This window comes from Roseovarius aestuariivivens (assembly GCF_004761875.1).
GTDB classification, from domain to species: Bacteria; Pseudomonadota; Alphaproteobacteria; order Rhodobacterales; family Rhodobacteraceae; genus Roseovarius; species Roseovarius aestuariivivens.
In genome coordinates this window covers 183196-200002 of the sequence record NZ_SJEY01000003.1, presented here as the reverse complement: position 1 = coordinate 200002, position 16807 = coordinate 183196, and the positions used below count along the sequence as shown (strand labels likewise).

Genomic DNA, 16807 nt, shown 5'->3' with positions numbered 1-16807 from the left:
CCAGCCCGCGTCGTGTCGCCCAAAGGCAAAAGAAAAAGGGTCGGCTATCCGGCCGGCCCCGTTTGGTCATGTAAAAGTTCTGACTTAAAACTTCAGAACGTAGGACACGCCGAGAACCCAAGGGTCGATCTTCGCTTTGCCGATATTCACGCCATTGAGCTTCACATCGCTTTCGATGTTGATCCAACGCACATCCGCACGCAGCGCGCGATTTGCGGAGAGTTCGTAGTCGAGTCCGGCATGCAGGGCGAGGCCCCACGAATCGTCGAGATCCAGCGCGTTACCGGCCAACGGGCCGACGGCCTTGTGCTCGGTGAAGGTCGTGTAGTTGATACCCGCACCGACGAACGGCGTGATCTGGGAATTGTTGGTGAAGTGGTATTGCAGCGACAGCGTGGGCGGCAGGTGTTTGACTTCGGCTATCTTGACGCCGCCGGAGTCGATATCATGCGAAAAAGGCCAGGCCGCCAGCAACTCGATGCCGACGTTGTCGGCAATGAAATATTCACCGGTGATCGTGAGGCTATAGCCGTTGTCCACGTCAATCGGTGTCGGACCGGCAAGAACGCCGTTGTTATCTTTGGGAATGACGGCACCCAAGCCGAAACCCACCGTGATGTCGCCCTGAGATTGGGCCAAGGCAGGCGCGGCGGCAGAAGCCAGCGCGGTGGCAAGTGTAAGCGCGGTGATCGTTTTCATGGTCTTTTCCATCGTTGTCAGATGCCGCGTAGTTTGCGCCGCGCCGCAGAACCCCGCTTTGACGCAGGTCAAGAAACGGAGCTTTGGGCGCGCTGTTGCGAAAATGCGACATTGTGCAGGATGGGGCTGACCAGCGGCCTTCTTGAAGGGAGTGGGCGATGAAACTCCGGTCGAACATCATTGTGGGCTCGGCCGAATTCGAGGCCAATCGGTCGGCACATCTGGCGGCGCTTGCGCAGGTCGCTGAAGCGGCCGAAGCGGCGGCACGCGGTGGTGGCGCCTCAGCGCGGGAGCGGCACCTGTCGCGGGGCAAGATGCTGCCGCGCGACCGGGTGGCGGGCCTTCTCGATCCGGGCTCGCCCTTTCTGGAGGTTGGCGCCTTGGCCGCTCATGCGCTTTACGACGGGGCCGCGCCGGCGGCCGGCATGATCGCGGGCGTGGGCCGGGTCGCAAGGCGCGAGGTGATGGTGGTGTGCAACGACGCCACGGTGAAGGGCGGCACCTATTATCCGATGAGCGTGAAAAAGCACTTGCGCGCGCAGGAGATCGCCGAGGAAAACCACCTCCCTTGCGTTTATCTTGTGGATTCGGGCGGGGCGAACCTGCCCAATCAGGACGAGGTTTTTCCCGACCGTGACCATTTCGGACGGATTTTCTACAACCAGGCGCGGATGAGCGCCAAGGGCATCGCCCAGATCGCGGTGGTCATGGGATCCTGCACCGCCGGGGGCGCCTATGTGCCCGCGATGAGCGACGTGACGATCATCGTGAAAGAGCAGGGGACGATCTTTCTTGCGGGTCCGCCGCTGGTCAAGGCCGCAACGGGCGAGGAGGTCACGGCCGAGGATCTGGGCGGCGGTGACGTGCACACGCGGCTGTCGGGTGTGGCGGACTATCTGGCCGAGGATGACGCGCACGCGCTGGCGCTGGCGCGGCGGGCGGTCGGCAATCTGGGGGGTGCGCCGAAGCACGCCCTACGGATGGAGAGCCCGGAGGCGCCGGCCTATGATCCCGAGGAGATCCTGGGCGCGGTGCCCGCCGATCTGCGCACGCCCTACGACATCCGCGAGGTGATCGCCCGGCTGGTCGACGGCAGCCAGTTCGACGAATTCAAGGCGCGGTTCGGCGAGACGCTGGTCACCGGTTTTGCCCATGTGGAGGGCTGCCCGGTGGGGATCGTCGCCAATAATGGCGTGCTCTTCAGCGAAGCCGCGCAGAAAGGCGCGCATTTCATCGAGCTGTGCAGTCAGCGCAAGGTGCCGCTGGTGTTTCTGCAGAATATCACCGGCTTCATGGTCGGGCGCAGATACGAGAACGAGGGGATCGCCCGGCACGGCGCCAAGATGGTGACGGCGGTGGCGACGACCTCTGTGCCGAAGATCACGCTGCTGGTGGGCGGCTCGTTCGGGGCGGGGAATTACGGCATGGCGGGACGGGCCTATCAGCCGCGCTTTTTGTGGACCTGGCCCAATAGCCGGATTTCGGTGATGGGCGGAGAGCAGGCGGCGGGCGTGCTGGCGACCGTCAAGCGCGACGGGATCGAACGGCAGGGCGGTACGTGGAGCGCCGAGGAAGAGGCGGAGTTCAAACGCCCGACCATCGAGATGTTCGAGCGCCAGTCTCATCCGCTTTATGCCACGGCCCGGCTTTGGGACGACGGGATCATCGATCCGAGAAAGAGCCGTCAGGTGCTGTCGCTCAGCTTGCGCGCGGCGCTTAACGCGCCGGTGGAAGAGACGCGGTTCGGCGTTTTCCGGATGTGAGGGGCGGGCATGCATCATAGGAGTCTTTTGAAGCATGGTGAAACGGCCCAAGGTCATTCCCTTTCGTCGCGGGGCGAGACGGCATCGCACGTGGGATCTCGGCACCCCGCCACGGCATACGCGAAAGCCGCAGCGCCCGTCGCTGCGCGATCCGAGGGGCTATCTTCGGCTTGTGATCGTCCTGGCCGGTCTCGCGCTTATCGCGCTGCCATTCGGCTCTGCGGCGCTGACGACGGTTTTTGCGCCGAAGGAGCGGGACGGCTGTCGCGTGCTAAGCGTGACAGATGGCGATACGATCCGAATGTATTGCCCGGGACGCGGTATGGAAAAGGCGCGGCTCATAGGGTTCGATACGCCCGAGATTTTCAGCCCGCGCTGCGCCAGCGAGCTTTACCGTGGTCTGCGCGCCAAATGGGCATTGCGCGCGATGCTCTGGCAGGCGGATCGGATCAGCATCGTGCGCCAGGGCGAGGACCGCTATGGCAGGGCGCTTGTCTTCGTTGCGCTGGACGATGTGCCCGTGGCGCGGCGGATGATCGATGCAGACCATGCGCGCGCCTATGCCGGGGGTCAGCGCGCAGGCTGGTGCGAGGCGAAAGACATGTGACCGCAAAGGAACAGGGCGATGTTTGACACAATCCTGATCGCCAACCGGGGCGAGATCGCCTGTCGCGTGATCGAGACAGCGCGGGCCATGGGCGTGCGTTCGGTGGCGGTCTTTTCCGACGCGGACCGCGCGGCGCGGCATGTGGCTCTGGCCGATGAGGCGGTGCATATCGGCGGAGCGGCGCCCGCCGACAGTTATCTGCGCGGCGAGGCGATCATCGAGGCGGCGAAGGCTACGGGCGCGCAGGCGATCCATCCAGGCTATGGGTTTCTCAGCGAGAATCCGGATTTCGTGGAGGCCGTCGAGGCCGCGGGCCTGATCTTTATCGGCCCATCGGCCAAGGCCATCCGCGCGATGGGGCTGAAGGATGCGGCCAAGGCGCTGATGGAGAAGGCCGGTGTGCCGGTCGTGCCCGGCTATCACGGGGAAAATCAGGAGCCGTCGCATCTTGCAAAGCAGGCCGACGTGATCGGGTATCCGGTTCTGATCAAGGCCGTGGCGGGTGGCGGCGGCAAGGGCATGCGGTTGGTCGAGCGGGCGGATGATTTTGCCGACGCGCTGGACAGCGCCCGGGGCGAAGCGCGCACCGCTTTCGGTAATGACGCCGTGCTGATCGAGAAATACATCCAGCAGCCCCGCCACATCGAGGTTCAGGTATTCGGGGACGGGACGCGTGCGGTGCATCTCTTTGAGCGGGACTGTTCGCTGCAACGCCGTCATCAGAAGGTGATCGAGGAGGCGCCCGCGCCGGGCATGACCGACGAGATGCGTGCGGCCATGGGGGCGGCGGCAGTGCGCGCGTCGGAGGCCATCGGATATGCCGGTGCAGGTACGGTCGAATTCATCGTCGACGGCGCGGGCGGGCTGCGGACGGACGGGTTCTGGTTCATGGAGATGAACACACGCCTGCAGGTGGAACACCCGGTCACCGAGGCCATCACCGGCGTCGATCTGGTGGATTGGCAGCTGCGCGTGGCCTCTGGTGAAGGACTGTCTGCGGTCCAGGAGGATCTGACAATCACCGGGCATGCCTTCGAGGCGCGGCTTTATGCCGAGGATGTGGCCAGCGGATTTCTACCCGCAACGGGACGGCTGGCCCATCTGTCGTTCCCCGGTGGCGTGCGGTGTGACACAGGCGTGCGCGCAGGCGACGAGATCAGCCCGCAATACGACCCGATGATTGCCAAGATCATCACGCATGGTCCGACCCGGGCCGTGGCGCTGCGGCGGCTGTCGGACGCTTTGGCGCGGACAGAGGTGGCGGGCACGGTTACGAACCTGTCCTTTCTGGGCGCGTTGGCGGCGCATGACGGCTTTGCGCGCGGAGAGGTCGATACCGGACTTATCGCGCGAGACCTCACGTCGCTGGTGCACGACGTCGTGCCGCGCGCCGAGGACATGGCGCTTGCTGCGCTTGCGGCGTGCGGACTTCTGCAGCGCGAGGCGCCAGAGACGGGCTTCACGCTCTGGTCGCCGCTGGAATGGCAGATCGTGCTGCGCCGGCAGGACGAGGACCGCATTCTGCGCGTCCGGTCTTTGGGCGCCGGGGCGCATGATGTCCTTTGCGACGGATCCACCGTGGCGGCGCGACGCGTCGGCGGGCGCTGGCAGCTCAATGGCCGGACCGCGCCGCCCGTGTGCGTCACCGACGGCCTTGTGACGGTGTTCACGCAGTATGGGATAAGTTTCGAGATCGTCGATCCGCTGGACCGGCAGGCCGCGGCCGGGCAGGACGCCGGCGTGATCGAGGCGCCGATGCCGGGCACGGTCAAATGGCTTGCCGCGCAACCGGGTCAAAACGTGAAGAAGGGCGACCGGTTGGCGATTCTCGAAGCGATGAAGATGGAACACAGTCTGCTGGCCCCGCGCGACGGGATCGTGGCCGAGGTGCTGGTCGGGCAGGGTGCACAGGTGGAGGCCGGGGCGGCGCTGATCCGGCTCGAAGAGACCGAGGAGGCCGCCGCATGATCGTGTTGCATCACGTGCCGCAAAGCCGGTCCATGCGCGTGCTGTGGCTGCTCAACGAGTTGGGCGTCGCGCATCAGGTCGTCGTGCACCCGTTCGACAAATCCCTGCGCCAGCCGGATTTTCTGGCCCTGTCGCCGGCGGGCCGGGTGCCCGCGCTTGAGATCGAGGGCGAGCGGATGTTCGAGAGCGGCGCGATGATGGAATACCTCTGCGAACAGTTTCCGGAGCGGGGGCTTGGCCGCACGCCGGATGACATGGACCGCATGCCTTTTCTGGTCTGGCTGCATTTCGCCGAGACGATTACGCAGCACGTGGCAATCCTGACGCAACAGCACATCATGCTGCGCGAGGACCATATGCGCAGCCCCACCGTGATGCGGCTGGAGGCCGCCCGGCTGCGCAAATGCTACGCCGCGATCGAGGAACGCCTGAGCCCGCCGGTGGAAAATCGCGACCACCTGCTGACCAGCGGTTTTTCGGCCTGCGATATCGCGGTTGGTCAGGCCGTGTATATGGCGCTTCATTACGCGCGGCTTGACGGTTTCCCCGAAACGCAAAAGTGGTATGCGCGGATCACGGATCGGGCGGGCTTCCGGGCCGCGTTGCCGGCCGATAACGAGGCCCGGCTGTACCAGCAAGAATTCTACGAGCCGCCCGATGGCTGAGCGTGTCGAGATCTTCGAGGTCGGACCGCGCGACGGGCTGCAGAACGAACCGGGCGAGATCGCGGTCGCCGACAAGGTCGCGCTGATCGATCGGTTGAGCGCGGCGGGTTTTGCGCGGATCGAGGTGGCGAGTTTCGTCAGTCCGAAATGGGTGCCGCAGATGGCCGGATCGGCCGAGGTTATGGCGCGGATCCACCGTGTGCCGGGTGTGTCCTATGCCGCGTTGACCCCGAATATGCGCGGTTTTGACGACGCCATGGCTGCAGGCGCGGACGAAGTGGCCATCTTCGGCTCAGCGTCAGAGGGGTTCTCGCGCGCCAATATCAACGCGACGATCGCGGAAAGCCTGGAGCGGTTCGCGCCGGTGGCTGAGGCCGCGCGGGCGCGCGACGTGCCGGTGCGAGGCTATGTCTCTTGCGTGACGGATTGCCCCTATGACGGACCGGTTGCGCCGGCGCAGGTGGCCGATGTGGCGGCGAGACTGCTGGCGCTCGGGTGTTACGAAGTCTCGCTGGGTGACACGCTGGGGCGGGCAACGCCCGAGCGGGTCGAGGCGATGCTGGGCGCCGTGGTGCAGGCGGTGCCTGCCGCACAGCTGGCGGGGCATTTTCACGACACTGCAGGACGCGCGCTGGAGAATATCGAGGTTGCGCTGGATCACGGTCTGCGGGTCTTCGACGCCGCCGTTGGTGGATTGGGCGGTTGTCCATATGCGCCCGGGGCGAAGGGCAACGTGGCGACCGAAGCGGTACATGACAGGCTGATCGCGCTGGGCTACGACACCGGGCTGGACCGGGGCGCGGTCGCAGAGGCTGCCGACATGGCGCGCAGGATGCGGCGAGAGGAGGGCCGGGCCGATGTATGAGACGCTCCATATCGAGCGGGACGACCGGGGCGTGGCAACGCTCTGGCTGGACCGCGAGGAAAAGCACAACGCCCTGTCGGGGCGGATGATCACGGAATTGCACGACGCGGCCCGCGCGCTGGGCGCGGACGACGCGGTGCGCGTCGTGGTGCTGGCCGCGCGGGGCAGAAGCTTTTGCGCAGGCGGTGATCTGGGATGGATGCGAGACCAGTTCGAGGCCGCGCCCGAGGCGCGTGCGCAAGAGGCGGGGAAGCTGGCGTATATGCTTCAGGCGCTCAACACCCTGCCCAAGCCGCTGATCGGTCGGATACAGGGCAACGCTTTCGGCGGTGGTGTCGGGCTTCTGAGCGTGTGTGACGTGGCCATCGGCGCGGACACGGTGCAGATGGCGCTGACCGAAACGCGGCTAGGGCTGATCCCGGCCACCATCGGGCCGTATGTCTGCGCCCGGATGGGCGAGGCGAAGGCGCGGCGTGTGTTCCTGTCGGGGCGGCGGTTCGAGGCCGCCGAGGCTGTCGACCTTGGGCTGCTGGCGCGCGCGGTGTCGATGGATGCGCTTGACGCGGCGGTCGAGGCAGAGGTCACGCCCTATCTGTCCTGCGCGCCAAGTGCGGTGGCGCGGGCCAAGGCGCTGTTGCGAGATCTCGGCCCGCCCATCGACGAGGCGGTGATCGCGAAGACCATCGCGGCGCTGTCGGACTGCTGGGCCGGGGCGGAGGCGCAGGCCGGTATTGCCGCGTTCTTCGACAAGCGAACGCCGGACTGGGTGGCAAAAACGCCCTAGCCGTCGGCTGACGATATTTCCGTCGCAGTGCATGGATTTGTGAGCTGGGGGAAAATTCGAGCGAAGTCGCGACAGACCAATATATTTTTCAGTGCCTTATGCGCAGCCTGTCCGGCGAGTAATTTGCCGATTGAGGTTCGCGCGGAGGAAGGTTTCGCCGTGCGGCAAGCTGCCGGGTAGCAAGCTTTCGTTCGGCGGGCGCGCGGTCAAAGCGCACACGCGGGCCGCCGGGGTCCGACCGATCTTCTGACAGCTGCGGAAGGGGTAAGACTGCGCGACTTTGCCGCCTCGCAAATCCGGGGACGGTATCCCATTGTATATAATGCAACGCGGCGCCTGTCCGGGCTCCGTTTTGTCACCACGCTTGGTTGACCCCATCAAGGGGCAGGGGTAAACCCGAGTGAGTGAACCTGCCAGCAAGCGCGCATGCGGGTGCGCGCGAAAGGAGCCACACCTTGGAAGAGATGTTGAGGGAGTATCTTCCCGTTCTCGTTCTTCTGGGCATTGCCATCGGTCTTGGTCTTGTCCTGATCCTCGCGGCGGTGGTGCTTGCCGTCCGCAACCCGGACCCCGAAAAGGTCAGCGCCTATGAATGCGGCTTCAACGCCTTCGACGATGCGCGGATGAAGTTCGATGTCCGGTTCTACCTCGTCTCGATCCTGTTCATCATTTTCGACCTCGAAATCGCGATGCTGTTCCCCTGGGCCGTGGCCTTTGCCGATCTGAGCATGGCGGCCTTCTGGTCTATGATGGTGTTCCTCGCCGTTCTGACGGCCGGATTTGCGTATGAGTGGCGGAAAGGGGCGATGGAATGGCAGTAGAGAACAAATCCGATGACGCCATGGTCACCGAGGTTCAAAGCGAGGGCCCCCAGACGCCACGCGTGAAGAGCGGCCCGTCGAGCCAGGTGCCCTTGGAGGCCTATGCCGAGGATTATCAGCGCGATGCCGCGACGCAGGCACTGAACCGAGAGCTGCAGGACAAGGGATTTCTTGTCACGTCGACGGAGGACATCATCAACTGGGCCCGCACAGGGTCGCTGCACTGGATGACCTTCGGGCTTGCGTGCTGTGCGGTCGAGATGATGCACAGCTCGATGCCGCGCTACGATCTGGAGCGGTTCGGTACGGCCCCGCGGGCCAGCCCGCGCCAGTCGGATCTGATGATCGTGGCCGGGACGCTGACCAACAAGATGGCCCCGGCGCTGCGCAAGGTCTACGATCAGATGCCAGAGCCGCGCTATGTGATCTCGATGGGCAGCTGCGCCAATGGCGGCGGATACTACCACTACAGCTATTCCGTTGTGCGCGGCTGCGACCGGATCGTGCCTGTCGACATTTACGTGCCGGGCTGCCCGCCGACCGCCGAGGCGCTGGTCTATGGCATCATGCAACTGCAACGCAAGATCCGCCGGACCGGCACGATCGCGCGCTGATCGGGTCGGAAGCTCGGGGAAGGGTGACATGAGCGAAGTATTGAAAGAGCTTGGCGAGCACATCACGATGAAGCGGCCCGATTGCGTCCTTTCGTTCGAGGTGGCGCATGGCGAGCTGACGGTCGAGGTGGCGCTGGCCAATATCGTCGGGTTGGTGGAGTTTCTGAAGACCGACGCGACCTGCCGTTTTTCGACCCTCGTGGACATCACCGCCGTCGACTACCCAGAGCGGGCCAAACGCTTCGACGTGGTCTACCACTTTCTGAGCATGTACCAAAACCAGCGGATCCGTCTGCGGTTGGCGGCGCGGGAGGAAGATCTGGTGCCGTCGATCACCGGGATCCACCCTTCGGCCAATTGGTTCGAGCGCGAGGTCTTCGACATGTTCGGCATCCTCTTCTCGGGGCACCCGGATCTTCGCCGGATCCTGACCGATTACGGGTTTCGCGGGTTCCCGCTGCGCAAGGATTTCCCGACCACGGGCTATACCGAGGTGCGTTACGACGAGGAACAGAAGCGCGTGATCTATGAGCCCGTGAAGCTGGTGCAGGAGTACCGGCAGTTCGACTTCATGAGCCCGTGGGAAGGCGCCGACTACATCCTTCCCGGCGACGAAAAGAAAGAGGCCTGAGCATGAGCGCGTCGCCCGACGACCTGCATGCGGTTGCCGATCTGGCGAAAGCTTATGGCGAGGCGGTATATTACGCGCGGGCGGATGTGTTCGAGGACCTGTGCCATGATCGCTTCCAGATGACCCATGTCGAGGATGGCAAGACAGTCTTCTGGGACAAGAGTGCTTATCTGGAGCGTGTGCGGGGCCGCGAGCCCTTTGCCGGCGCTGCGTCCTTTGGCGTAAGCGGCATTGATGTGGCCGGTGGCGAAATCGCGCGAGTCCATCTTTGGGTCGATGTGCCGCCGCTGCGCTACGAGGATCATCTGGGGTTCGTCAAGGTGGACGGCGCGTGGAAGCTTCTGACCAAGGTTTTCCGGACTGCCGGTCACGCGAGCGGGGGATCGTGACGCAATGTGGTGGCTGATCCTTCTTTCCTTGGCCTTCATTCCGCCGTTCTGGAAGCTGCTGCCGCGCTACGGCATGGCGAGCGCCTGGGCGCTTCTGGCGATCCTTCCGGTGGGGGCGCTGATCCTGCTATACCTGATGGCCTTCATGGCCACCCCGAAGGGAGACCAAGTATGATGTGGTTTGAGTTTTCGGCAGAATTTTGGGCTTTCGTTTCGGGTTTGACTGCGTGTGCAACAACCTGTGCAGTACTTGAGAGCAAGAAGCGCGACAAACAAAGAAAAGCCTTTGCGGTAAGGGTGGCCCGGATTTCGTTGAATTTCAGCGATTTGAGAGGCGGCACACCCACCCCGACGCGTGGAGTTAAACAATGATGGGCGGATATGGCATGGGCGGCGGCGGCTTTCTTTGGCTGCTGATCCTGGCGGCGCTGATGGTGGTTCCGTTCTGGCGGCTTCTGCCCAAGTTCGGCATCCCGAGCTGGGTCTCGCTGGTCGCAATTATTCCGCTCGGTGCGCTCATCCTTCTGTGGGTGATGGCGTTTCGGGACAAGCTCGATGGAGGCAACGTATGATGGACGGCTCCAAAGGTTTCGCTGACGCCCAGACGGGCGAACAGAAGATCCGTAATTTCAACATTAACTTCGGCCCGCAACACCCTGCAGCACATGGGGTTTTGCGCCTGGTGCTTGAGCTTGACGGCGAGATCGTGGAACGCTGCGATCCGCATATCGGCCTATTGCATCGCGGCACCGAAAAGCTGATGGAAAGCCGGACGTATCTGCAGAACCTGCCCTATTTCGACCGGCTGGATTACGTGGCGCCGATGAACCAGGAACATGCCTGGTGCCTCGCGATCGAACGGCTTTGCGAGATCGAGGTGCCGCGCCGCGCCAGCCTGATCCGCGTGCTTTATTCCGAGATCGGGCGGATCCTGAGCCATCTGCTCAACGTGACGACGCAGGCGATGGATGTCGGCGCGCTGACCCCGCCTCTTTGGGGGTTTGAAGAGCGCGAGAAGCTGATGATCTTCTACGAGCGAGCCTGCGGTGCACGGCTTCACGCCGCTTATTTCCGCCCCGGCGGCGTACATCAGGATCTGCCGCCCGAGTTGCTCGACGATATCGAGACCTGGGCGCATGAATTCCCCGATGTGCTCGACGACCTGAACGGCTTGCTGACCGAAAACAGGATCTTCAAGCAGCGCAATGCCGATATCGGCATCATTTCCGAAAAGGAGGCGCTTGATTGGGGCTTTTCGGGGGTAATGGTGCGCGGGTCGGGCATGGCGTGGGATCTGCGCCGCGCGCAGCCCTATGAGTGCTACGACGAGTTCGACTTCCAGATTCCGGTCGGCAAGAACGGTGACTGCTATGACCGGTACCTGTGCCGGATGGAGGAGATGCGCCAGTCGCTCAAGATCATCCTGCAAGCCATCGAGAAGCTGCGCGCGCCAGAAGGACAGGGCGATATTCTGGCGCGGGGCAAGATCACGCCGCCCAAGCGTAGCGAGATGAAGACCTCGATGGAGGCGCTAATCCACCACTTCAAGCTTTACACCGAGGGGTTTCACGTGCCCGAAGGCGAAGTTTACGCCGCCGTGGAGGCGCCCAAGGGCGAGTTTGGCGTCTACCTTGTGGCCGATGGCACTAACAAGCCTTACCGCGCCAAGCTGCGCGCGCCGGGCTACCTGCATCTGCAGGCGATGGATCACGTGGCGAGCGGTCACCAGCTGGCTGACGTCGCGGCGATTATCGGCACGCTGGACGTGGTGTTCGGGGAGATCGACCGGTAATGACGCTGGCGGATGCCACCATAGCCCTGGCCGGGATCGGCGCGCTGAGTTTTGCTGTGCTGGCCGTGCTTTACATGCGCGATGCAGCTGAGGGGCTAAGCTTTTCCGGGCATCGGATGGAAAAGCTGCCGGAGGTGATGACCGATCGTTACGTGGCTTTTGCGCTGCTGACGCTTTTCGCGGCACTTTACGGGGATCTTGCCGTGATTGCCGCGCTTTTCGGCGTTTTCGCTTTCATGGGGCTCGCGGATGCATGGATCTACGCGCGCGGCGGTTTCGGATACGCCAAGCATCTGGCCGCAGGCGCGTCGGCGATCTTCGTGATGGGGCTGGCCGTGCTGGCATTGATTGTTTCTGGAGAAAATTTGACATGAAGACCTCACTTCACCTCGGATTCGGGAGCGCGGCCGCGCTCTGTCTTGTGCTGGCCGGGTGCGATGTGCCCCCGGAGGGCACGACGGTCGAGGATGTTTCGAAATTCGAAAGCGCCGTCGCCAGCGTAGGCTGCGACCTGGTCGGCGAATCCGATTACCTGCCGGTCGAGCTTCAGGCCGGTCTGACCCGCGAACAATCCACCGCCATGGCAGGATACATGGTCTCGACCGGTAAGGCCGTGCGCCTGTCGAACGGCGGTGTCCGACTGACGACAGGAGCCTGCGCCTAAATGCTACGCCGCCTTCACCCCGAGCAGCCCGAGAGCTTTGCCTTCACGCCCGAGAACAAGGCGTGGGCCGAGGCCCAGATCGCCAAGTATCCCGAGGGGCGCCAGGCGAGCGCGATCATTCCGCTTCTGTGGCGTGCGCAGGAACAGGAAGGCTGGTTGACGAAACCCGCGATCGAGGCCGTGGCGGACATGCTTGGCATGGCCTATATGCGCGCGCTGGAGGTGGCGAGCTTCTACTTCATGTTTCAGCTGCAGCCGGTCGGGCAGGTGGCCCATATCCAGATCTGCGGCACCACGTCCTGCATGATTTGCGGGGCCGAGGACCTTATCGGGGTCTGCAAAGAGAAGATCGCGCCCAACCCGTTCGAGCTTTCGTCGGACGGCAAGCTGAGCTGGGAAGAGGTGGAATGTCTTGGCGCCTGCGCGAACGCGCCGATGGCTCAGATCGGCAAGGATTACTATGAGGACCTGACCGCCGCGCGTTTCGCGGAGATTCTCGACGAGCTGGCGGCGGGCAAGGTACCGGTCCCGGGGCCGCAGAACGGGCGCTTTGCGTCGGAACCCGAGGGCGGGCTGACGACGCTCAAAGAGTTCGAGTCCGGCCATACGAAATACAACGCGTCGGTGCAGCTGGCCACCGACCTGGGCGATACGGTCAAGCGCATCGACGGCACCGAGGTGCCCTTGCTGGCGCCGTGGCGCGACAAAGGCGCCAACCACAAACCGACCAAGCCCAACGCGGCGGCGGGCGATGATCCGGTCACCTCGGCCGCCAAGACCGCCCCGAAACCCAAGGCCGAAGACACCCCGGACAAGACCGGTGGATCGAAATCCGAGGCGAAGGCCGAAGAAAAGGCGCGTCCGAAGCGCGAGCCTGCTGCCGAGACAGACGAAACGACGGCGGCGGTGCCCACGGGAACCAAGCCGGAGTCGCTCTCGGCCCCGCGCGATGGCGCGGCGGACGATCTGAAAATGATCAAGGGCGTCGGTCCGAAGCTTGAAGAGCTGCTGCATTCGCTGGGCTTCTTCCACTTCGATCAGATCGCCGGATGGACCGCCGAAGAGGTGGCTTGGGTCGATGAGAACCTCAAGGGTTTCAAGGGCCGGGTCAGCCGCGACAACTGGGTCGATCAGGCACAGACGCTTGCCGAAGGTGGCAGCACGGAATTTTCTGATAAGGTCAAAAAAGGGGACGTCTACTAGGGCGATCCCAAAGCCGCTTCAGGGGGATATGACAAATGTTTGGAAATGATTTCGTGGCGCAGTGCCGGATGGGCTGCTGGGGCTTGTCCGCCGGGGCGGGCCTTCTGGCCGTGATCCTGATGAGCATGCAGGGCAGTTTCATCGTGGCGCTTCTTGTCGGCCTCGCGCTGGCGATCTTCATGGCGCTGGTTCTGATCCAGCTCTTTTGCTGGGACGACGAGGATGAGGACGGCGATGAGGATGCGAGCGTGACCTCCGCCCCGATGCCGACGAGCGGGGCAGTCAGCAACGTGGCCCAAAGCGTTGTGGACATGGCGGCCAGCGCGGCAGCGGTCGTGAAGCCCAGCAAGAAACTGAAAGGTGAGGAAGAGATCGCCAGTTCCAAGGGAAGCTGGAAATACGGCGGTGACAGCGACGCCGGGGAAGGCGCGACCAAAGCGCCCGAGGATCTCGACAGCAAGGCGGACTCCTCCCAACTGTTCGTGTCAGAGAGCGCCGATTCCGAGGCTGGCGCGCAGGTGTCGCACGACTATGACGCGGACGGGGTTCATGAGGGAGAAAACGAGGGCACGCGCCCCGAGTCGCTTGATGAACCGCGCGGCGGAAAGGCCGATAACCTGAAGGAAATCAAGGGCGTGGGGCCGAAACTTGAGACGATGCTGAACGACATGGGCTTTTATCATTTCGACCAGATCGCAGGATGGAGCCCGGAAGAGGTGGCGTGGGTCAATGCCAATCTCAAAGGGTTCAAGGGCCGGGTGACGCGCGATGACTGGATCGCGCAAGCCAAGATCCTTGCCGCGGGAGGGGATACGGAGTTTTCCAAGCGCGTCGACAAGGGTGATGTTTATTGAATGAGTGGGTTGCATGAGCCAGAGCGGGACAGAGGACAAACGGGGGCGCCGGGCTGCGATGGTGATCGCGGGCACGGGCGTGTTCTGGGTGCTCATCACGCTTATCGGAGAAAAGGAGGGGTTCAGCCAATCGCTGCGCCTGACCTTCGATCTGGTGGCGCTCGGCGGGTTCGCCGTGGCGATCTGGCTCATCTACCAAATCTGGCGCGACCGCCGGAAGGATCAGGGATAACGCTATGCTGAAAGACGAAGATCGCATCTTTACCAATCTCTACGGCATGCACGACCGTAGCCTGAAGGGCGCAAAGGCGCGTGGCCATTGGGACGGGACTGCGAAAATCCTGGCCAACGGACGGGACTGGATCGTCGAGCAGGTGAAGGCCAGCGGACTGCGCGGGCGTGGCGGTGCGGGGTTCCCGACGGGCCTCAAGTGGTCTTTCATGCCCAAGGAGAGCGATGGGCGTCCCAGCTATTTGGTGGTCAATGCCGACGAATCCGAGCCGGGCACCTGCAAGGACCGCGAGATTATGCGCCACGATCCGCATACGCTGGTCGAGGGCTGCCTGATCGCAAGCTTCGGCATGGGCGCGCATGCCTGCTATATCTATATTCGCGGGGAATATATCCGCGAGAAAGAAGCGCTGCAGCACGCGATAGACGAGGCATACGAGGACGGGCTGATCGGCAAGAATGCCTGCGGGTCGGGCTGGGATTTCGACCTCTACCTCGTTCACGGGGCCGGGGCCTATATCTGTGGCGAGGAAACCGCGCTTCTGGAAAGCCTTGAAGGCAAGAAAGGCATGCCGCGGATGAAACCGCCGTTCCCGGCGGGTGCGGGGCTTTATGGCTGTCCGACGACCGTGAACAACGTGGAATCCATCGCCGTCGTCCCGACGATCCTGCGGCGCGGGCCCGAATGGTTTGCGGGCTTTGGACGCCCCAACAACGCCGGGACCAAGATCTTTGCGATCTCGGGTCACGTGAACAACCGCTGCGTGGTGGAAGAATCCATGTCGATCTCCTTCGAGGAGTTGATCGAGAAGCATTGCGGCGGCATTCGCGGCGGCTGGAAGAACCTCAAGGCGGTCATTCCGGGTGGCTCATCGGTGCCGTGCGTGCGCGGCGAAAAGATGAAAGACGCCACGATGGATTTCGACGCGCTGCGCGAAGTCGGGTCGAGCCTTGGCACGGCGGCGGTTATCGTGATGGACAACGACACCGACATCATCAAGGCGATCTGGCGGTTGTCGAAGTTCTACAAGCACGAAAGCTGTGGCCAGTGCACGCCCTGCCGCGAAGGCACGGGCTGGATGATGCGGGTCATGGACCGGCTGGTGCGCGGCGAGGCCGAGGTGGAAGAGATCGACATGCTGTTCGATGTCACAAAGCAGGTCGAGGGTCACACGATCTGTGCGCTTGGCGATGCGGCGGCATGGCCCATTCAGGGTCTGATCCGCAATTTCCGGGACGAGATCGAGGATCGGATCAAGGCGCAGAAAACCGGACGCGTCAGCGCGGTTGCGGCGGAATAAAAGACGCGGAGGGGCCAAGGGCCCGCTTTGCACGGATTTGGAAGGTAGATGCACGTGGGTGATCGCAACTTGGCAGCCAAACGGGTCGGGCGCCGGATCGGAGTTCTGGCGCTTTGTGCCGTCGTCGCCGTCGCGGCCTGCACCCGCACAAGCGAGCGGGTCTATTTCAACGGCGTCTATTTCAAGACCAAGGCAAAGTCGGCGTCGGACGACCGACGCAGCTTTGTCGTGCGGGTTCCGAAGGTCGACCGGTCATTAGATGGCGCGCGCGCGGCAGGAGACTACGAGGGCACGCGCTATTGCATCGAGAATTTCGGGACGTCCGAGATTGATTGGGTGCGTGGACCCGACGGGCAGGGCGGAACACTGGCGATCGACGGCAACACGCTGACGCTGACAGGACGGTGCCAGCTTTGGTAGGTAATCTCGGCATATCAATGGTTTGGCGTGCCTGTTATTGCATATCAGGCGGTGCAAGCTTCATCTGCGGGGCAGAGAGGGGCGCAGATGGTCTGCGCGCCGATTTGCCTGCTGCAGGAGTGTTCCCATGCGATTGATACAAGCCCTGATACTCGGCGCGGCCGTGGCCGCCAGTGGTGTCCATGCCCGCGCCAATGACGGTCTGGCCAGCGAAAGAGACATCAACGACGGTCTTCTGGTCATCGCGGCGGCAGACAAAATCCGCCGTGCCTGTGACAGCATCGGAGGGCGGTTGATCACCGCGCGCTCTTATGCGACCCAACTGAAAAACCTGGCCATGGAGCGCGGATACAGTGAGCGCGAGATCGAGGCCTATATCAACGACAAGGCCGAGAAGGCCAAGATGCGCGAGAAGCGCAACGCGTATTTCGCTTCGAAAGGCGCAAGCAACCTGGATCCTGAAAGCCTGTGCGTTCTGGGACGCGACGAGATCGCCCGCGGTACCCGGATCGGACAGCTCTTGAGAGCAAAGTGAG

General features: G+C 63.4%; 23 protein-coding genes. 22 read left to right on the top strand and 1 reads right to left on the bottom strand.

The window, feature by feature from the left end; all coding sequences use genetic code 11:
* Positions 1-84: 84 nt before the first annotated feature.
* A complete protein-coding gene (locus tag EZV60_RS06425) occupies positions 85-699 on the bottom strand; it encodes an OmpW/AlkL family protein (protein ID WP_135503477.1) in 615 nt (204 codons plus the stop codon).
* A gap of 158 nt (positions 700-857) precedes the next feature.
* On the opposite strand from EZV60_RS06425, the gene EZV60_RS06420 reads away from it, so the two are divergent.
* From EZV60_RS06420 to EZV60_RS06320, 22 genes are all read left to right on the top strand, one after another.
* Entirely contained in the window at positions 858-2462 is a 1605-nt protein-coding gene (locus EZV60_RS06420) for a carboxyl transferase domain-containing protein (protein WP_135503475.1), read from the top strand.
* A gap of 34 nt (positions 2463-2496) precedes the next feature.
* Positions 2497-3069 (top strand): thermonuclease family protein, encoded by a 573-nt coding sequence (locus tag EZV60_RS06415; RefSeq protein ID WP_135503473.1) that lies wholly within the window; start codon positions 2497-2499, stop codon positions 3067-3069.
* An 18-nt stretch (positions 3070-3087) separates the two neighbouring features.
* Positions 3088-5037 carry an acetyl/propionyl/methylcrotonyl-CoA carboxylase subunit alpha gene (locus EZV60_RS06410; RefSeq protein WP_135503471.1) on the top strand — a complete coding sequence of 650 codons (1950 nt, stop codon included), beginning with the start codon at positions 3088-3090 and terminating at the stop codon, positions 5035-5037.
* Positions 5034-5702 (top strand): glutathione S-transferase family protein, encoded by a 669-nt coding sequence (locus tag EZV60_RS06405; RefSeq protein WP_135503469.1) that lies wholly within the window; start codon positions 5034-5036, stop codon positions 5700-5702. Before EZV60_RS06410 ends, EZV60_RS06405 begins: the two co-directional genes overlap by 4 nt.
* Positions 5695-6567: a hydroxymethylglutaryl-CoA lyase gene (locus tag EZV60_RS06400; RefSeq protein WP_135503467.1), complete on the top strand. Its 873-nt coding sequence runs from the start codon at positions 5695-5697 to the stop codon at positions 6565-6567. The genes EZV60_RS06405 and EZV60_RS06400 overlap by 8 nt, the downstream gene beginning before the upstream one ends.
* Positions 6560-7351: a crotonase/enoyl-CoA hydratase family protein gene (locus tag EZV60_RS06395; RefSeq protein WP_135503466.1), complete on the top strand. Its 792-nt coding sequence runs from the start codon at positions 6560-6562 to the stop codon at positions 7349-7351. The genes EZV60_RS06400 and EZV60_RS06395 overlap by 8 nt, the downstream gene beginning before the upstream one ends.
* A 455-nt stretch (positions 7352-7806) precedes the next feature.
* Positions 7807-8172: an NADH-quinone oxidoreductase subunit A gene (locus tag EZV60_RS06390; RefSeq protein ID WP_135503464.1), complete on the top strand. Its 366-nt coding sequence runs from the start codon at positions 7807-7809 to the stop codon at positions 8170-8172.
* Positions 8163-8786, top strand: a complete 624-nt coding sequence (locus EZV60_RS06385; protein ID WP_245306239.1) for a NuoB/complex I 20 kDa subunit family protein — start codon at positions 8163-8165, stop codon at positions 8784-8786. The genes EZV60_RS06390 and EZV60_RS06385 overlap by 10 nt, the downstream gene beginning before the upstream one ends.
* A gap of 28 nt (positions 8787-8814) precedes the next feature.
* On the top strand, positions 8815-9417 hold the full coding sequence (locus EZV60_RS06380; RefSeq protein ID WP_135503462.1) for an NADH-quinone oxidoreductase subunit C: 603 nt from the start codon (positions 8815-8817) through the stop codon (positions 9415-9417).
* A gap of 2 nt (positions 9418-9419) precedes the next feature.
* Positions 9420-9806, top strand: coding sequence for a nuclear transport factor 2 family protein (locus tag EZV60_RS06375; protein WP_135503460.1), 387 nt, complete (start codon positions 9420-9422; stop codon positions 9804-9806).
* Positions 9807-9810: 4 nt separating this feature from the next.
* Positions 9811-9981 (top strand): hypothetical protein, encoded by a 171-nt coding sequence (locus EZV60_RS19045; RefSeq protein ID WP_167853474.1) that lies wholly within the window; start codon positions 9811-9813, stop codon positions 9979-9981.
* Positions 9978-10178, top strand: a complete 201-nt coding sequence (locus EZV60_RS06370; protein ID WP_135503458.1) for a hypothetical protein — start codon at positions 9978-9980, stop codon at positions 10176-10178. The genes EZV60_RS19045 and EZV60_RS06370 overlap by 4 nt, the downstream gene beginning before the upstream one ends.
* Entirely contained in the window at positions 10175-10378 is a 204-nt protein-coding gene (locus EZV60_RS06365) for a hypothetical protein (protein ID WP_245306238.1), read from the top strand. Before EZV60_RS06370 ends, EZV60_RS06365 begins: the two co-directional genes overlap by 4 nt.
* Positions 10375-11598: an NADH-quinone oxidoreductase subunit D gene (locus tag EZV60_RS06360; protein WP_135503456.1), complete on the top strand. Its 1224-nt coding sequence runs from the start codon at positions 10375-10377 to the stop codon at positions 11596-11598. Before EZV60_RS06365 ends, EZV60_RS06360 begins: the two co-directional genes overlap by 4 nt.
* The gene (locus EZV60_RS06355; protein ID WP_135503454.1) at positions 11598-11972 is read left to right on the top strand and encodes a hypothetical protein; all 375 of its coding nucleotides are present in this window, start codon (positions 11598-11600) and stop codon (positions 11970-11972) included. The genes EZV60_RS06360 and EZV60_RS06355 overlap by 1 nt, the downstream gene beginning before the upstream one ends.
* Entirely contained in the window at positions 11969-12262 is a 294-nt protein-coding gene (locus EZV60_RS06350; protein ID WP_135503452.1) for a hypothetical protein, read from the top strand. The genes EZV60_RS06355 and EZV60_RS06350 overlap by 4 nt, the downstream gene beginning before the upstream one ends.
* Positions 12263-13465, top strand: a complete 1203-nt coding sequence (locus EZV60_RS06345; protein WP_135503450.1) for an NADH-quinone oxidoreductase subunit E — start codon at positions 12263-12265, stop codon at positions 13463-13465.
* Positions 13466-13500: 35 nt separating this feature from the next.
* A complete protein-coding gene (locus EZV60_RS06340) occupies positions 13501-14319 on the top strand; it encodes an NADH-quinone oxidoreductase subunit E (protein ID WP_135503448.1) in 819 nt (272 codons plus the stop codon).
* 13 nt (positions 14320-14332) lie between these two features.
* On the top strand, positions 14333-14551 hold the full coding sequence (locus EZV60_RS06335; RefSeq protein ID WP_135503446.1) for a DUF5337 domain-containing protein: 219 nt from the start codon (positions 14333-14335) through the stop codon (positions 14549-14551).
* Positions 14552-14555: 4 nt separating this feature from the next.
* Entirely contained in the window at positions 14556-15851 is a 1296-nt protein-coding gene (gene nuoF, locus EZV60_RS06330; RefSeq protein ID WP_135503444.1) for an NADH-quinone oxidoreductase subunit NuoF, read from the top strand.
* Positions 15852-15905: 54 nt separating this feature from the next.
* Positions 15906-16271, top strand: coding sequence for a hypothetical protein (locus EZV60_RS06325; protein ID WP_245306237.1), 366 nt, complete (start codon positions 15906-15908; stop codon positions 16269-16271).
* Between the two features lie 127 nt (positions 16272-16398).
* A complete protein-coding gene (locus EZV60_RS06320; RefSeq protein WP_135503442.1) occupies positions 16399-16806 on the top strand; it encodes a DUF5333 domain-containing protein in 408 nt (135 codons plus the stop codon).
* Position 16807: the final 1 nt, after the last annotated feature.